Origin of the sequence: Acinetobacter genomosp. 33YU (assembly GCF_001990725.1) — a bacterium.
In the GTDB taxonomy this organism is placed as follows: domain Bacteria; phylum Pseudomonadota; class Gammaproteobacteria; order Pseudomonadales; family Moraxellaceae; genus Acinetobacter; species Acinetobacter seifertii.
In genome coordinates, this window is the sequence record NZ_LFZQ01000006.1 from 146382 (window position 1) to 163862 (window position 17481).

Below are 17481 nucleotides of genomic sequence, written 5' to 3' on the forward strand. Positions count from 1 at the left end.
AAAAACGAGCCGAAGCTCGTTTTTTTATATTTATTACCAGAAGAAGTTCACACCAACTTTACCCACTGGTAACCATTTGTATTTGTCATCGTTACGGATTTTGTTTTCTTCAGCGCGTAAATCTTTATCAAAGTCAGCACCGTTAACATTAACAAAAGTACCATTTGATTTAAGATTTACTGTTGGGTTACCAGTATAGTAAGCACCGACTTCACCAAATACGCCCCAGTTTTTATTAATCTTAGGTGAGAAACCTACACCTACATAAGGAGCGATATCATTTTTATAACTTAATTTACCATCCACAGATCCATTAAAGTTATAGTTATTACCATTTACTTTAATAGTACCGTCCTGCGAACGTTTAGTTAAGTCATAATCATTGTCTAGATAAGCAGCACCTGCAGCTACATATAAGGCTTGAGCCCAACGGTTAGGACTTGCGCCCCATGGACGAATCTCAGCGTTTAAATAAACGTTGTTATTGTCCATATCTAAGTCGTACTTAGTGCCATTTACAGACACATCGTCACGCCAAGAAACGTCACCACCATTATAACCTAATGCTAAACCAACGTACGGGTTTGCTTGCCATAATAAAGCACCACCGTAACCTGTGGTACCAGCCTCAGCACGTACGCCTACTGGAATTAATTGGTTCTTATCGAATGCATAACTGTCATGAACAACAGCTTCATCTGCCATTGCAGCACCAGCAGCAAGTAAAGCTGTAGTTGTCACTAAAACACGTAATACTTTCATCGTTTTCTCCTCAAGAAAAGGCTCTGTTTTTAATTTTTCAGCTTGTGACAAAAATTATATTCAAGAGCATAGAGTCTTTTTTATACAAAAACTGCTAGATTTCTGTTATTTTTTGATACAAATTGAGTTAAATTTTTATTTTCAAATCATTTTTGTGTAAAAAACACTTGATTATCTAATAAGCTTTTTCACTTTAACTCTCTCTTAAAACGTAACACGTTTTTTCAAAGATTCTTGTCACAAATTAGTGTAAAATCTTTAAAATTTTTTATGGAAGGAAGATCATGTCTCAGCTTTCTACGATCATTGAGCAAGCATTCGAAGACCGCGCAAACTTTACTGCAGCAGATTGCTCAAGCGAAATTCGCCAAGCTGTTGAAGAAGCCATTGCTGGATTAGATAACGGTACACTTCGAGTTGCAGAGAAAATCAATGGTGAATGGGTTGTTCATCAATGGTTAAAAAAAGCTGTTTTATTATCATTTAAACTTAATGACAATAAACCAATCGAGTCATGTGATCTTCGTTTCTACGACAAAGTTGAAACTAAATTCTCTGGTTGGACTGAAGAGCAATTTAAAGCTGCTGGTGTGCGTGTTGTGCCTCCTGCTGTTGCTCGTCGTGGTAGCTTCCAAGCTAAAAATGTGGTGTTAATGCCATCTTATGTCAACATTGGTGCTTATGTAGATGAAGGCACAATGGTTGATACATGGGCAACTGTAGGTTCATGTGCTCAAATTGGTAAAAACGTTCACTTGTCTGGTGGTGTTGGTATCGGCGGCGTTTTAGAGCCTTTACAAGCTAACCCGACAATTATTGAAGATAACTGTTTTATCGGTGCACGTTCTGAAATCGTTGAAGGCGTTATTGTTGAAGAAGGCTCAGTTATCTCAATGGGCGTTTTCATCGGTCAATCAACTAAAATTTATGACCGCGAAACTGGCGAAATCCATTACGGTCGTGTACCAGCAGGTTCAGTTGTAGTTTCAGGCAGCTTGCCATCTAAATGTGGTACTTACAGCTTATATGCTGCAATCATCGTGAAAAAAGTTGATGCAAAAACACGTGCAAAAACTAGCTTGAACGATTTGTTACGCGCTGACTAATTTGTTATAACTCTCTTGCGGAGCCTTAATCGCTCCTCATCTCTACGATCAACACTGATCGTAGAGATTTTATTTTTTATATAATGTGGTATTTCTAGAATGGCTTCCTTACGTTCCTCTGCAATTCCTGTCTCTGACCCTGCGTCTGGTTTACGCATTACCGAGATTTTTTACTCGTTGCAGGGTGAAGCAAATGCCTCTGGTCTACCGACTGTATTTATTCGTCTCACAGGCTGTCCTTTACGTTGTACATATTGCGATACCACTTATTCTTTTGAAGGTGGCGAGCGTTTATCACTTGAGCACATTATTGAAACGGCTGAAAAATATAAAACCCCTTATATTTGTGTGACTGGTGGTGAACCTTTAGCGCAGCCAAATTGCTTAATTTTATTACAACGTTTATGTGATGCAGGCTTTGACGTTTCTTTAGAGACCAGTGGTGCCCTCGATGTCTCAAAAGTAGACCCTCGCGTTTCTAAAGTTCTCGATTTAAAAACTCCAACTTCTGGTGAAGAACATCGTAATCTCATCAGCAATCTTGACTATCTAACTTCACATGACCAAATCAAATTTGTGATTTGTAACCGTGAAGATTATGAATGGTCAAAGCAACAAGTTGAACAATATCAACTGCAAACTAAAGTCAGTACCGTTTGGTTCTCCCCTGCTTTTGCAGTTGAAAAAGGTGCTGTTGGCCTACCACGTTTAGCACGTGATCTGGCACAGTGGATACTGGACGATAAAATGCCTGTTCGTTTCCAACTACAGTTACATAAACTGCTTTGGAATGATGAATCAGGTCGTTAATCGCTCAATAAAATAAATTATTCCGAATATGGAGAAAAATATGCGCCCTCGTGCCATTGTTTTACTTTCAGGCGGCTTAGACTCAACCACTTGCCTAGCTTGGGCACAAGCGCGCTATGAATGTATTGCTATTAGTTTTATGTATGGTCAACGTTCAACCACTGAACTCGATGCAGCAAAAGCATTAGCTCAACGTGCTGGTGTTGAACATCGTGTTATTAATATCGATTTAGCGAATTTAGGCGGATCTGCACTTACAGACCATAACATTGCGGTACCAGAACAATTACAAGAAGGCATTCCTGTAACTTATGTACCAGCACGTAACACAATTTTCCTTTCATATGCCTTAGCAGCGGCCGAAGTATTCAATGCTGAAGCAATTGTGATTGGTATCAATGCTGTTGATTATTCAGGATATCCTGATTGTCGCCCAGAATTTATTGATGCTTTTGCCAATATGGCTCGTTTAGCAACAAAAGCCGGCGTTGAAGGAAAACCACTTAAATTTGAAACACCCCTGTTACATTTATCCAAAGCGAATATTATACGTTTAGGGATTGAACATGGCGTAGACTATAGCCAAACGGTATCTTGCTACCAAGCAGATGCTCAAGGACGTGCGTGTGGCAAGTGTGACAGTTGCCGTTTACGTAAAGAAGGCTTTATCGATGCTGGTGTTACCGATCCAACACGCTATATACCGCAATAAGTAGGTAAAATTTATGAAGTTGTTAAAATCAAATCTTATTCTTTCATCTTTATTCTCAGCAGTTGCACTTATGGCTGGTTCAGCTCATGCAGCTGAAAACCCAGTTCAAGCGGCATATAAAAGCACTAACGTTAAAGGTGCATTAATCAACGTTTGTAAAGACCAAACTGCAAAAGGCGGTAAATTAAGTTCAGCTGAAGTTAGCAAATTCTGTAGCTGCCAAGTTGATGCTCAAGGTAAAGTAACTGAAGCTCAAAAATGGGAAATTCAAAGCGCAATCAATGCGAAGAAAAGCCCAAGCTCTTTAGCTTTTGTACAACAACAAAACCGTGATCTTAAAGCATGTTTTGGTCCTCAGTTAACAACTAAACTTGAAAAGTTAACTGAAGATGCGATGAAAGCAGCTCAACAACAAGCTCCTAAAAAATAAGCTTTTATTGAGTCAAATTAAGCCTGCATTTTTGCAGGCTTTTTTATAGCTCTGTTAAAATAGCATTGATTTAGTCATTTGAAATAAACCATGCAAGAACAATGGAAAACCAACGCAGCTGATAAAAAGTCTATTGTCTCATTTAGTGGAGTTAAAGACAGCTCTCTTGCTCTCTACCACGCTATGAAAACTGGCAAGGTAATCGGTTTAATTGTTATGCTGGAAGAGCATGGCCAACGTTCTCGTTCGCATGCAATGCCACTTGATATTATTCAGGCGCAAGCGCAAGCAATTGGCTTACCCGTATTTATGGCTTCATCTAGCTGGAATGACTATGAAAGTAAATTCATTAGCTTACTGAATGAAGCCAAACAAAAAGGTGCAGAGGTGTTGGTTACAGGTGATCTAGATATGCCTGAACATGGTTGTTGGCATGACCGTGTCACCCAAACAGTGGGGCTTAAATTAGGCATGCCACTTTGGCTACGCCCACACCGTGAAGTGGTTGAAGAGTTCATTCAATTTGGATTTAAAAGTGTATTAGTTACTGTTAATCTTAAACTAGGAATGAAAGTAGAAGATTTAGGTAAAACTTTAACTTTAGAATATATACAAGAGCTTGAAAACCGTGGCATTGATCCATGTGGTGAGGGCGGCGAATTCCATACCACTGTCATTGACGGTCCAATTTTTAACAAAGCTATTCCTGTAAGAAAACTCGATATTGTTTATCATGAAGAATATGCTTTTCTACCACTTGAATTAGATCAAATTTAACTTTTAAAGGATAAGAAATGTCTGAGAATATTCAACTGCCAAATCAAGTATTTCCTACTACACACGGCGAAGTTAATTTGGCTGAAGTAAGTAATGAATGGCTCATTATTTACTTCTACCCTAAAGATTCAACTCCAGGCTGTACCACACAAGCTGTCGGTTTTTCTTGTTTAAAAGACCAGTTTGATGGTTTGGGCGCTCGTATTTACGGTGTCTCTCGCGACTCGGTAAAAGCTCATCAGAACTTTACAGAAAAGCAGGCACTGACTATTGATCTGATTAGTGATAAAGAAGAAGTGCTCTGTAATCACTTTGATGTCATTAAAGAAAAGAATATGTATGGTAAAAAAGTAATGGGTATTGAACGCTCTACTTTTATTTTCCATAACAAAACTTTAGTTAAAAGTTACCGCAAAGTAAAAGCTGCTGGGCATGCTGAACAAGTTCTAGAAGACTTAAAAACATTACAATCAGCTTAATAAACTTAAGTAGAGAAAAGCGAGTCTAATACTCGCTTTTCTCTTGTATAAAAATCACTCAATCAGTTCAATTTCGCGTATGATAAAAATATTAAAATAATTCAAATGAAGACAGGCTATGAATCTACTCAAAGTTTCTACTTTATTGCCTTTTAGCTTTATTTTAGCTACATATTCCATGAACGCATCGAGTATGCCTCCCGTCCTTAACACTTCTACCTTACAAGCTCAGAAACCCCCTATAGAAATAAGCTGCCAAGATTTACAAAATCCTGCCTATCAACAAGCTATTGTTAATACTATTAATCAAATTCGCCAGCAATCACGCCAGTGTGGTCAGCAGTATTTTTCTGCAACTACGCCGCTGAGTTGGAATAATAACTTATACCAAGGTGCACTCTCTCATAGTCAAGATATGGCAACACATAACTTTCTTGGACATGTTGGATCAACAGGACTAGATTTAAAGTCACGTTTAAAACTTTATAATTCACTTGGTAAAGCGAATGGTGAAAATGTTGCGAGTGGACAGAAAACTTTAAATGAAGTAATGACAAAATGGCTAGCAAGCCCTTTACATTGTAGTAACCTAATGAACCCTAAGTTTACAACTTATGCAATCGCTTGTGCTTCGGATCAGTCCGCTAAACAAAAGAGTTACTGGACACAACAATTTGGTACACGTTAAAAGGAAAAATGATGCAATCTGGTTCGATTACCCCTATTTTAAGAATTTTTGATGTCGCGTTAGCTCAATCATTTTATCTTGATTTCTTAGGCTTTCAGCTTGATTGGCAACACCAATTTGAAGATAACTTTCCGTTGTATTTACAAATCTCTAAAGATGATTGCATCATTCATCTCTCTGAGCATTTTGGAGATGCGAGTCCTCATAGTGCAATTCGTATTTATTGGGAACATATTTATGAGTTACATAGTGAACTCAGTCAAAAAGATTATAAATTTTCTAAACCTCAGGTTGAAAAAACAGATTGGGAAACACTTGAACTCAACATCACTGATCCTTTTTCCAACCGAATTATCTTTTGGGCAGATGCTTAATCCACATACAGTTATTCAATTTCATCCAAGTTAGAGCGGTCATCGTCTTCAAAACGTTGTTGCAATTGTTGATAAGTACGTGTTTTTTTAAATTCATCCAAAAACTGAATAGTTCCTACAGGAAAAAATTCCGTTTGGATTTCACCACGATAATAAGCTTCACGCATTGGAGTGGCTGAAATAGAATCCTTTAAGCTATCCAGTTCCACCATAATCCACTCAGGAAATAGTCTCAAATAATAAGAAGACTCATCCTTAAAATGCCCAATCAAACCAACTTTTGAGTTCGGTTCTATTACACCATTTACCAATGATTTGACTTGTTTTACCCACTTCTCATCATTATAAACATCAACAACATGTACAAACCGAATACGCTTTTGCTCATCCGGTGAAAAATTTGACAAGATCATTTGCTCGCGCTCTACTGCTAAGAACGGATTCTTGATATTGCGCTCCATTTGAGCAGAGCCTAATGCTAAAACGACATAATGGCTTTTCTGCAAAGCAATTTCAATTGTCTGCATATGAGCCAAATGAAATGGTTGAAAACGCCCTATAAAAACGAGATAGTCAAATGTATACATAATGAGTTTTTCACTTTTTATGAACTCACCAGTTAACCGCATTACTAAAAATATGCGCCATAATGAGAACCTAAAAATCAACAACGTGGTTTAAAGCAAGGATAGTACGATGACACTTAGCTGTATTCAACAACCTCATGAACATTTACAAGCAAATTTACAAGGTGGCGTACTCACCTTAGCCATAAATCGCCCAGAAGCAAAAAATGCATTATATGGCGAACTTTACTTATGGATTGCTCAAGCACTTGATGAAGCTGACCAAAATAAAGATGTACGAGTAGTCGTTTTACGTGGTGTTGAACAAGATTTTACCGCTGGTAATGATATGAAAGACTTTATGGGTTTTGTACAAAATCCTAATGCAGGTCCAGCAGGTCAAGTTCCTCCATTTGTACTCCTTAAATCTGCTGCTAAATTATCGAAACCCTTGATTATTGCAGTAAAAGGTGTAGCAATTGGTATTGGTGTTACGATTTTATTACATGCGGACTTAGTGTTTGCTAACAACACTGCCCTATTCCAAATTCCATTTGTAAGTCTTGGCCTTTCTCCAGAAGGTGGTGCTAGCCAACTATTGGTTAAGCAAGCAGGTTATCACAAGGCAGCTGAACTTTTGTTTACTGCAAAAAAATTCAATGCAGAAACGGCAACACAAGCAGGCCTAGTGAATGAAGTCGTTGAAGATTCTTACGCATCTGCTCAGGCAACTGCTCAACACTTAGCAGCATTACCACTTGCTTCACTAAAACAAACAAAAGCATTGATGAAGCATGATCTGGATAAGATCATTGCATGTATTGATCATGAAGCTGAAATCTTTATGCAACGCGTTCAATCGCCTGAAATGCTAGAAGCTGTACAGGCATTTATGCAGAAACGTAAACCAGATTTCTCACAATTTAACTAATATCCAAAATTTGGATAAATTCAAAGGCAGGCTCTTCGTAAGGGTGGCTTGCCTTTAATGCTTTCGCAACCTCACTTGCCTTTTCTTCAAGGACAATTGTTTCAACGCGCCATTCTTCAACTTGTTCGAGTTCACCGAGCTGTCCAATATAAGGATCAGCGCCCTTCACTGGTTTAAACTGCCCGATCCCTTTGACTTGCCATGCGCAATGTTCATAGTTACCTATACCACCTGCACCAGCAGCAAATATGGACTGTTTAGTCGATTCAAGATGTGACTCAGGTACGTAATAGATTAACTTTAACATCTGTAAAATGACCCAAAAATATTGAACTTATGTTAAAGCATACCTTTTAAGAATACCCTAAATCAAAGTCAGCTCATCAGTGCCAAATAATTTGCTCCAATAAAAAGAATTTGAATAGCAAGTGCTAAGCCAAATAAGCGCCAGCCTCTGTCCTTTGTAGACATCGCTCTTATGTGATTTTTGTTTTTCATCATTTTGATCTCCGATTTTTATCGTTGTTACAGAGAAAGCAAAAATTGAACCAACTTCCTTAAAGTATAATTTAATATAAATTTACCTTACCCATCGAAATATTTTTCTTATTAAATTGTTTTTTGTGTAACTTATCAAATAACATGTTAATAAATATTTAGGCCAAAAGAAAAATGACTAATTCATTCATAAATCAATGGAAGTTTTTTTATCCTAATAAACTTCCAATTTCACATTGTTTTCGACAATATTTTTCACAATTTTGGTTCCGAATTCATAGCCTTCCAGAATCAAAAAGATATGCAGATACACCTGCAGAATATGAATTATTATTAAATCGTCATAATCAAATTATTGATGACTGTTTCGATTCTAATGCTTCTATTTTTATTGTTACTGGTCATTATTTCAGTCAAAGCAATAATAATAAAATATATGATCCAACTTTAAGGCTCAAATACGAATTTCATCCAGAAAAAGAAATAAATCTAACACAAGCTAATCCCGAAAATTATGATGATGACGAAGAAGATCATTTCTATAGACCGTATTCCATCAATGAAATTTGGAAAAAGAATGAACACAATGACTTATTAAAAAAGATCGCCGACGATGAGGTTCGAGCCTTTATGATTTCTTTTGAGCAAAATATAATTATTGCTCCATATGATGGTGGCATTGATTTTATTATCTTTAATGACGCCAAGAGGAATGAGTTAATAAATAAGTATAAAGATTGGCTGTCACCACGAGCGGATGGATTATAAAACTTTAGGAATATTAAATAACACATCTGTAATCTCTAAAGATTTTGGAGATAGACTTAATGAGAAATTATAATTCCCTATGAGTGAATGATCTTCTATTGGTAATGAATCTATATAATTTTTTCGCTTTATCCAATGAGTATGAGCCACACAATATCCATCATTGTATCTAGAAAAAGTTCTTGTGTATGAATCAACAAGAATTACTCTAACCTGGAAATAATCACCATATAGAGTATCTGCTGATATTTTATGATCTTTATCAAATGCAATTTTTATGACAGCCTCAATCAAATCCTCTCTTTTTTTCTTATGAATTGCTAAATAATCATCTAGATAGCTCGAGAATTTATTATTTACGTTCTTTAAAAATTCATCATTTATGAAAGAGTTACTATTTAATAGATCAAATCTTAAGGAAAACTCACCTATTGAAAAACAATGTGTATACAAAACACCGATTGCCCAAAAACCCTCACAATCATGATAACGATTAACAAACTTATCTAGTAATACAGTTGCAGTATCTAATAATCTTTTCTTCATTTATTTAAAGACAATAATATATAAATAAAACTTTTATCATATTTAATCAAAGATTTGCATTATCAACAATCTTTAACTGTCTCTTCTCATATACGGTCATCATAAATGCTAAACCGCATAAAATAGCGAAGCCGCCAGTCATTGGTATTAATGTCCCATCATATAATTGCCCAATAATAGAGGCAAGAATAAGTGACAAAACGGAGGACGCTGCACCAATAATGGCCGAAGCCATACCAGCAACATGCCCCATTGGCTCCATTGCAATCGCATTTAAGTTACCAAATAAAGTTCCAAATAATAAAAACAGAATGCAGGCATAAAGCATAAACATCCAGAATGACACAGCCACGCCTAAAAGTTGAATTCCTAAGAAAACCAAAGAAATTAAGCACAGACCTAGAAAGCCATAAATACAAATTGGACGCATACCAAACTTCATCACAATTTTAGAGTTGGTAAATGAAGCAATTCCCATCACACCAGCAAGCACAGCAAAATATGCACTGAATTCTTGCCCAGTTTTACCAAATTGCTGCATAAAAATTTGTTGAGAAGTTCCTAAATAGCCAATAAATCCACCAAAGCAAAAGCCTGCACATAACAAATAGCTCATGGTGGTTTTATTACTTACGACTTCTTTAAAGCCCTCTTGAAATGCTTGTAAACGCATAGGTAAACGTTTTTCAGGCAGCAAGGTTTCTTCTAGTCGTAATGCTACCCATGCACCAACCACTGTTGCATAAACCATATATAAAACAAAAATATCACGCCAACCAAAGAAATGAATAATAAGCTGTCCCAGACTTGGTGCTATTGCTGGAGCAACCATAAACACCATCATAATTAAGGACATGATACGGGCCATTTGAGCACCGCTATATTTATCTCTAACAATTGAAATAGAAGCCACGTAAGGTCCAGAAACCCCAATACCTTGAATAAAGCGCCCTACTAAAAACCATTCAAAACTTTGTGTGGTAAAGCACAATAAACTTCCCAAAAAGTAAATGATGATCCCAGCAAATAAAATGCGTTTACGACCGATCGCATCAGATAGTGGTCCAGCAATAAGTTGCCCTATCGTCATACCAGAAAAAATACCAATAATGACCCACTGTGTCTGATTATTATTCTTTAAGTCAAAAACTCGTCCAATCTCACCTAAAGCAGGTAAAACTGCATCTATTGAAAAAGAAACAATCGACATGAGTAATGCCATCAGAAGTGCAAACTCACGGAAATGGATTTTTGATTTCATTTTTCTTCCAATTGCAGGGCAACATAAATTAAAGCAAAAAAGTTACATAGATAATTATGTATCATTTTTCATTTTTTTAGATAAGTGCTTATCCAAGTAGTTTCGAGAAACAAATGATTGAGCAGCCACTTCATCTGCCTGACTGATAGCTATAGGGTTCTGGCATACGCATTTATAACAGCATTAAGTATAAAAAATGGTAGGCTAATATAAAAATAGTTTAAGTTTAAAAAATTATTTTTCTGTCTTTTGTATACATAGACTGGGAACAATATAAACCATTCCCATGCAGGACAAAAGGCCTGCTTTTTCTTCAATAATTGTCTATCTCGTACAAAAATAAAGATCTGTAAGAGAATCAATGCCAGATTAAAATATAAATCACTTCAAAGCTGAACTCTAGCTTCACCAATACAAGGCTTCCAAGAAAATTGATGAATGGTAAAAAAAATTAACAACTTGAAACTTAGGTTATTTAATTTCTCTAATTCTTTAAGATTATTCATTTTCATCTATTTCCTATCTACTTTTTCTTTTAATCATTACTATGATCGTATTCATATATCCTGATAAAGAAAATGCCACTCGAGAGTGGCATTTTCAATAATTTCAATTTTTATATTAACCAATAAACTTACGTGCGTTACGGAACATACGTAACCATGCACCATCTTCAGTCCACTCTTCTGGACTCCAAGAGTGTTGAATTGCACGGAAAGTACGCTCTGGATGCGGCATCATAATCGTTGCACGACCATCTTTAGACGTTACACCAGTAATCGCTTCTGGTGAACCATTCGGGTTCAATGGATAATGTTGAGTCGGGTTACCATGGCTGTCAACATAACGCAATGCAACTTGGTTAGCTGCATTCAAGCTTGCAATATCAGCTTCGCTAGCAACTACACGGCCTTCACCATGTGCTACAGCAATCGGTAAAATCGAACCTTCCATACCATCGAGTAATACAGAAACTGATTTTTCAACACGAACGTTTACACTACGCGCTTCAAAAACTTCTGACATATTACGGTGGAAACGTGGCCAGTGTTCAGCACCCGGAATAAGCGGTGCTAATTGTGACAACATTTGGCAACCATTACAGATACCTAAGCTAAACGTACCTTCACGGTGGAAGAACTGTTCAAACTGATCACGTAACTTCGCATTGAACAGAACTGATTTTGCCCAGCCACCGCCTGCACCCATTACGTCACCGTAAGAGAAACCACCACAAGTCACTAAACCTTCGAAATCACTTAGGCTTACACGACCAGCAAGTAAATCGCTCATATGTACGTCAATCGTATTAAAGCCAACTTTGTCGAAAGCTGCTGCCATTTCAATATGACCGTTTACACCCTGCTCACGCAAGATTGCCATATTAGGACGACGGCTATTAATAAACGGCGCTTCAATAGGTTCATTTAAATCAAATGTAGGTTTTGCAATTAAACCTTGATGTGATTTATCAGTAATTAAAGCAAATTCTTGATCAGCAGTTTCAACGTTATCACGTAAACGTTGGATCTGATGAGAGACTTCAGACCAAGCCTGTTGTAACTCTGCACGCTCTAAAGTCAAACCGTTTACAGATAATTGATCAGTGTTATTTACGCGACCAACTACAGCAATTGCATCTTTCAAGCTAGAAGCAGCAACTTCTGCTTGTAAAGCTTCCCAATCAGCTGTTTTGATTTGAACTACTGCACCAATTTCTTCTGCAAATAAACCAGCAGTAGTTTGGTTTTCTAATGCCACACCTAAACGTGAAGCAAACATCATTTCAGCTACAGTTGCGAGTAAACCACCATCACCGATGTCATGGTAAGCTTGAATCAGGCCACGGTTATTCCAGTCTTGAATTAAAGCAAAGAACGCTTTGAAATCATCAAAACTATCAACATCTGGAGTGATTGAACCAATTGCTTTATATACTTGAGCAAGAATCGAACCACCTAAACGGAACTGACCTTTAGATAAATCAATACGTACAAGTACTGAATCTTCTAAATTCTTAAGTTCAGGTGTTAAAGTCTTACGAACATCAGCTACTGGAGCAAATGCAGTAATTACACCGGTCATTGGAGATGTTACAGCTTTATCTTCGCCGCTGTCATTCCAAGTGGTACGCATTGAAAGTGAGTCTTTACCTACAGGAATCGCAATTCCTAAAGCAGGACACATTTCCATACCAATCGCTTTCACACCTTCAAACAATGCTTGGTCTTCACCTTTTTGACCAGCAGCAGCCATCCAGTTTGCAGAAAGTTTGATATCGCTAATTTGTTCAATGTTTGCACATGCAATATTGGTAATTGCTTCAGCAACTGCCAAACGAGCAGACGCTGCTGGATTTAACAATGCAACTGGTGGACGTTCACCCATTGCCATTGCTTCACCAGTGAAGCCTTGTAAGCTTGTAGTCGTTACTGCTGCATCAGCAACAGGAATCTGCCAACGACCAACCATTTGGTCACGTGCAACCATACCAGTAATTGAACGGTCACCAATGGTGATTAAGAATGACTTAGACGCAACTGTAGGGTTTTTCAATACGCGGAAAATCGCATCTTTCAAATCAACTTTTGAAGCATCAAATTCGTTACCTTTACGCTCAATCGTTTCATAAGAACGTTGCATACGCGGTGTACCACCAAGCATTACTTGCATTGGGATATCAACTGCATTGTTTTGGAACAATGGATCTTCAACAGTTAAATGACGTGCTTCAGTTGCTTCACCTAACACGGCAAATGGACAACGTTCACGTGCACAGATTGCTTCGAACTGATCTAAAGACTCTGGACGAATTGCAAGAACATAACGCTCTTGTGCTTCGTTTGACCAAATTTCCATTGGGCTCATGCCCGGTTCTAATGAAGGAATCTTACGAAGATTAAGAACTGCACCTAACTCGTGGTCGTTTACAAGTTCAGGCATAGCGTTTGATAAACCACCCGCACCAACGTCGTGTACAGAAACGATTGGGTTGAAGTCTTCTAAGCGCCAGCATGTATCGATCACTTCTTGACAACGGCGTTCCATTTCTGGGTTTTCACGTTGTACAGATGCGAAATCAAGGCTTTCACCCATTGTACCGCTGTCTACAGAAGATGCTGCACCGCCACCAAGGCCGATTAACATTGCAGGGCCACCCAATACAATGAGCAAGTCACCTGGTTGAATCGCATCTTTTTCTACATGGTCAGGACGGATGTTGCCGTAACCACCAGCAATCATGATTGGCTTATGGAAGCCCTTCACTTCACCATTTACATTTTGTTCGAAAGTACGGAAATAACCATTTAATGCAGGACGACCGAATTCGTTATTAAATGCCGCGCCGCCTAATGGACCTTCAATCATAATTTGTAATGGCGATGCCATACGTGAAGGTTTACCGTAGTTTTCTTCCCAAGGTTGTTCAAAACCAGGAATATTTAAGTTAGAAACTGTAAAGCCTGTTAAACCAGCTTTTGGTTTACCACCACGACCAGTTGCACCTTCATCACGGATTTCACCGCCTGAACCAGTAGCAGCACCAGCAAATGGAGAAATTGCTGTTGGATGGTTGTGAGTTTCAACCTTCATTAAAATATGAGCGGCTTGGCTCTTATATTTATAGACAAAATGACCATTTTCATCTGCTTTTGGATAAAAACGCATCGTGTCATAACCAACAATTACAGAAGCGTTATCTTTGTATGCTGATAACACATCAGTTGGTGATTCTTTATAAGTATTTTTAATCATTTGGAACAATGATAATGGTTGTTTTTCACCATCAATTGTCCATTCAGAACCGAAGATTTTATGACGACAGTGTTCAGAGTTTGCTTGTGCAAACATCATTAACTCGATGTCATTTGGGTTACGGCCAAGTCGAGTGAACGCTTCAGTTAAATAATCAATTTCTTGTTCAGATAACGCAAAACCAAATTCGTTGTTGGCTTTTACTAAAGCTTCTTTACCTTCACCCAAGATATCAATTGAGTTTAAAGGTTTTGGAGCTGTTTCTGAAAAGAGCGCTTTTGCATCATCAATTTGAGCAAAAACAGTTTCTGTCATACGGTCATGAAGTACTTGTTTTACTTCATTAGAAATTTCAGAAACACCTTTTAACGTAAATAAAAGACCGCGTTCTAAACGGTGAACTGGTGTATTACAGTTCTTGAAAATATCAGTTGCTTTAGAAGACCAAGGTGAAATAGTACCCACACGTGGTGTTACTAAAATCTGAATCTCATCACTTGCAGGTTGACGAAGTTCAAAAGACTCACCGTCATTTAATAATTGCAAAGCAGATTGATGTTGCTGCTCGTTGAGCGCTTGATCAAACAAATAGACCCATTGGCTGTCAAAAGATTGAACAGAACTAATTGACGATAAACGTGTTAATAGTTGAGCTTTCTTAAAAGAAGAATGTGCTGCTGCACCGGCCACGATAAACATGTTGATTTTGGCTCCACGGGCAGGTCTTGTGAACCTTACCGCAATGTGACTTTAGAGAGAGCGCATATTCTACTGTGTCTTGCTAAAATCAGCTAGATGTAGAATCAGTATTCTGTAACCTAATTCTGCAAGAAGTGATGTGTTTTTTGTTCAAAATCATTTTTTTAAGCATTATAGGTAAAAATAAATTGTTTCATGTTTATTCAATAACATAATAAAACCTGAACTAAGACAAACTATGTCGCACCACGCTAGTGCTTTTAAGTTTTTTTTGGCATGATCGGGCTTTATAGTTTTGAATAATGATAAATGGAACAAATGCGTTGGTTAGAACTGCTTTCTGCAGTTCGTTTAGGTAGTAAAAAAAGCAGTACAGAATTGGCTCGAAGCCCGTTTCATAAAGATTATGACCGCATTATATTTTCACAAAGTTTTCGTCAGTTAAACCGTAAAACTCAAGTTCACCCCTTAGCACAGCATGACGGGATCCATACCCGTTTAACTCACTCCCTTGAGGTTTCCTGTATTGGCCGTTCCATGGGTATGCTGGCAGCCGAAAAAATAAAAGATGAATTGCCCGTTTGGATATCTCCTGCCGATGTCGGCGCAATCATTCAAGCAGCTTGCCTTGCTCACGATATTGGCAACCCACCCTTCGGACACGCGGGCGAATATGCAATTCGTGAATGGTTTGATGATGCCTCACATAATGATTTTCTAAAAAAATTAACGCCCGAAGAAGAAGCAGACGTCCGTCAGTTTGAAGGCAATGCTCAAGGTTTACGCCTCTTAACCCGTATTGACTATCATCCAGACGATGGAGGTATGCGTTTAACTTACGCGACCCTAGGCGCATATTTAAAATATCCTTGGCTTTCAAAAACAATAGCTTCTCAAGGTGATCGTCCATCACACCAACGAGCAAAATTTGGTTGCTATCAGTCTGAAAAAGAAATTTTAAAGCAAATTGCTGAACAGCTTGGTCTCATTCAATTAGGTGAATACCATTACTGCCGCCACCCGCTTACTTATTTATTAGAAGCTGCAGACGATATTTGCTATGCCCTCATTGATTTAGAAGATGGGATTATTTTAAATATGCTGAATTACCAAGAAGTTGAACCCATTTTTCTGAATTTAATTGCAGATTATGGCCAACCTGAAGAGTTATCAATGCCAAGTAGTACATGGCAACAAAAAATTTCGGCATTACGTGGTCGTGTCATGAAACGTTTAGTTGATGAAGTCACTACCGCTTTTGCCAAACATCAGTATGAAATTATTACAGGTCAGCTGCAAGGTAGCCTTTTACAATACTGCTCACCAGATATTGCTAAAGGGATTGAAACAGCCAAAAATCTGGCGCGTGAAAAAATCTTTGAGCACCCACAAAAGTCTGGTTTAGAAATTATTGCACATCAAAGTTTGCAAACTATTCTTGACGCATTTGTACCATTAACCATGCCGCATAAATCTTTAAGCTTTAAAGAACAACGTTTAATGTCGATCCTTCATTTGTACGGTGCCCGCTTTAGCAATAACCACTACAGTAATATCATGCAGGTACTCGATATTATTAGTAAGTTTTCAGATCATCAGGCTTATAGCTTGGCGCAAGAGCTACAAGGTAATAAAATAGGTCTGTTTTAATGATAAGTAGACATGTTGATAGAGGGCTTTATCCATCATCTTTTATGTATTCAGATCAGTGGGTAAAATGTCCTAAATGTTCTCATCTGAGTATCCTGAAATATGACAGTCCTTTATCACCAGTAAATGCGCCTTATCAAGGAACTTTTTCTTTTAGTTGTTTAAATTGTTGTTATCAAATTAAAGCTGAAGAGAGCTCAATATCGAGTCGTCACAATGGTCATTTTTACGCCACAGCTTACCAGCGTTGCCAAAGTTGCGGTGGGTCATGGCTCAAAGCAAATCAAAAGCTGAATAATTCAGGAGCTTATCCTCCGTATATTCAAGCTAAATGTCATCTATGCCAAAATTTTTCAAAATTTGAAAAATATAATGTAGCTTTTGTTTTAGACCAAAAATTTGGTTTTACACACTATGGTCTTGAACTTTATCTAAAAACTTCAAGTAGGCATGGAGACATATACGTTTATAGCCCTGCACATTTAAAAGAATTAAAAATATTCGTTGAAGCTAATTTAAGAGAAAGAACTAAACAGACTGGTAATAACAGTTATTTTTCACGTCTACCTACATGGATAAAATCCACACGAAATCGAAAAGAAATTTTAAAAGCCATTTTGCGTTTAGAACAAATGGCATCTACTATTCAACCATTAACAAATAAGTGA

The 17481-nt window shown here is 37.6% G+C and carries 19 protein-coding genes; 12 read left to right on the top strand and 7 right to left on the bottom strand.

Annotation, left to right across the window (positions count from 1 at the left end; genetic code table 11):
* Nucleotides 1-33: 33 nt before the first annotated feature.
* Nucleotides 34-762 (bottom strand): ornithine uptake porin CarO type 4, encoded by a 729-nt coding sequence (gene carO, locus AC056_RS07060; RefSeq protein ID WP_077163150.1) that lies wholly within the window; start codon nt 760-762, stop codon nt 34-36.
* A gap of 284 nt (nt 763-1046) precedes the next feature.
* On the opposite strand from carO, the gene dapD reads away from it, so the two are divergent.
* From dapD to AC056_RS07100, 8 genes are all read left to right on the top strand, one after another.
* Complete coding sequence (dapD, locus tag AC056_RS07065; protein ID WP_004699931.1) at nt 1047-1868, top strand: 2,3,4,5-tetrahydropyridine-2,6-dicarboxylate N-succinyltransferase; 822 nt, start codon at nt 1047-1049, stop codon at nt 1866-1868.
* Between the two features lie 99 nt (nt 1869-1967).
* Nucleotides 1968-2678, top strand: coding sequence for a 7-carboxy-7-deazaguanine synthase QueE (gene queE, locus AC056_RS07070; RefSeq protein ID WP_004699930.1), 711 nt, complete (start codon nt 1968-1970; stop codon nt 2676-2678).
* 40 nt (nt 2679-2718) lie between these two features.
* Entirely contained in the window at nt 2719-3390 is a 672-nt protein-coding gene (gene queC, locus AC056_RS07075) for a 7-cyano-7-deazaguanine synthase QueC (RefSeq protein ID WP_001247780.1), read from the top strand.
* Between the two features lie 13 nt (nt 3391-3403).
* Entirely contained in the window at nt 3404-3820 is a 417-nt protein-coding gene (locus tag AC056_RS07080) for a hypothetical protein (RefSeq protein WP_004699929.1), read from the top strand.
* Between the two features lie 90 nt (nt 3821-3910).
* Nucleotides 3911-4597, top strand: coding sequence for a diphthine--ammonia ligase (locus tag AC056_RS07085; RefSeq protein ID WP_077163151.1), 687 nt, complete (start codon nt 3911-3913; stop codon nt 4595-4597).
* A gap of 17 nt (nt 4598-4614) precedes the next feature.
* A complete protein-coding gene (locus AC056_RS07090) occupies nt 4615-5076 on the top strand; it encodes a peroxiredoxin (RefSeq protein WP_077163152.1) in 462 nt (153 codons plus the stop codon).
* Nucleotides 5077-5194: 118 nt separating this feature from the next.
* Nucleotides 5195-5764: a CAP domain-containing protein gene (locus AC056_RS07095; RefSeq protein ID WP_139344629.1), complete on the top strand. Its 570-nt coding sequence runs from the start codon at nt 5195-5197 to the stop codon at nt 5762-5764.
* An 11-nt stretch (nt 5765-5775) separates the two neighbouring features.
* Nucleotides 5776-6138, top strand: coding sequence for a glyoxalase superfamily protein (locus tag AC056_RS07100; RefSeq protein ID WP_077163153.1), 363 nt, complete (start codon nt 5776-5778; stop codon nt 6136-6138).
* Between the two features lie 11 nt (nt 6139-6149).
* Here AC056_RS07100 and AC056_RS07105 read toward each other — a convergent pair whose 3' ends face one another.
* Nucleotides 6150-6725, bottom strand: a complete 576-nt coding sequence (locus AC056_RS07105) for a nicotinate-nicotinamide nucleotide adenylyltransferase (protein ID WP_077163212.1) — start codon at nt 6723-6725, stop codon at nt 6150-6152.
* A 109-nt stretch (nt 6726-6834) separates the two neighbouring features.
* Between AC056_RS07105 and AC056_RS07110 the strand changes: the two genes are divergently transcribed.
* Nucleotides 6835-7635, top strand: a complete 801-nt coding sequence (locus AC056_RS07110; protein WP_077163154.1) for an enoyl-CoA hydratase-related protein — start codon at nt 6835-6837, stop codon at nt 7633-7635.
* Here the strand turns inward: AC056_RS07110 and AC056_RS07115 are convergent.
* Together AC056_RS07115 and AC056_RS20015 are read right to left on the bottom strand one after the other, a co-directional pair.
* Nucleotides 7628-7942: a hypothetical protein gene (locus AC056_RS07115; protein WP_004699916.1), complete on the bottom strand. Its 315-nt coding sequence runs from the start codon at nt 7940-7942 to the stop codon at nt 7628-7630. The two genes, AC056_RS07110 and AC056_RS07115, sit on opposite strands and share 8 nt — an antisense overlap.
* Before the next feature lie 68 nt (nt 7943-8010).
* Entirely contained in the window at nt 8011-8136 is a 126-nt protein-coding gene (locus AC056_RS20015) for a KGW motif small protein (protein ID WP_019457271.1), read from the bottom strand.
* A gap of 171 nt (nt 8137-8307) precedes the next feature.
* Between AC056_RS20015 and AC056_RS07120 the strand changes: the two genes are divergently transcribed.
* Entirely contained in the window at nt 8308-8901 is a 594-nt protein-coding gene (locus AC056_RS07120; protein ID WP_077163155.1) for a hypothetical protein, read from the top strand.
* On the opposite strand, the gene AC056_RS07125 is transcribed toward AC056_RS07120, so the two are convergent.
* The 3 genes from AC056_RS07125 to purL all read right to left on the bottom strand — a co-directional run bounded on the left by AC056_RS07125 (nt 8896) and on the right by purL (nt 15163).
* Entirely contained in the window at nt 8896-9447 is a 552-nt protein-coding gene (locus AC056_RS07125; RefSeq protein ID WP_077163156.1) for a hypothetical protein, read from the bottom strand. The two genes, AC056_RS07120 and AC056_RS07125, sit on opposite strands and share 6 nt — an antisense overlap.
* 46 nt (nt 9448-9493) lie before the next feature.
* Nucleotides 9494-10708, bottom strand: coding sequence for a multidrug effflux MFS transporter (locus tag AC056_RS07130; protein WP_139344630.1), 1215 nt, complete (start codon nt 10706-10708; stop codon nt 9494-9496).
* A gap of 621 nt (nt 10709-11329) precedes the next feature.
* On the bottom strand, nt 11330-15163 hold the full coding sequence (purL, locus tag AC056_RS07140; protein WP_077163157.1) for a phosphoribosylformylglycinamidine synthase: 3834 nt from the start codon (nt 15161-15163) through the stop codon (nt 11330-11332).
* Between the two features lie 309 nt (nt 15164-15472).
* On the opposite strand from purL, the gene AC056_RS07145 reads away from it, so the two are divergent.
* Nucleotides 15473-16813, top strand: a complete 1341-nt coding sequence (locus AC056_RS07145) for a deoxyguanosinetriphosphate triphosphohydrolase (protein ID WP_004699901.1) — start codon at nt 15473-15475, stop codon at nt 16811-16813.
* Nucleotides 16813-17481, top strand: coding sequence for a hypothetical protein (locus tag AC056_RS07150; protein WP_077163158.1), 669 nt, complete (start codon nt 16813-16815; stop codon nt 17479-17481). Before AC056_RS07145 ends, AC056_RS07150 begins: the two co-directional genes overlap by 1 nt.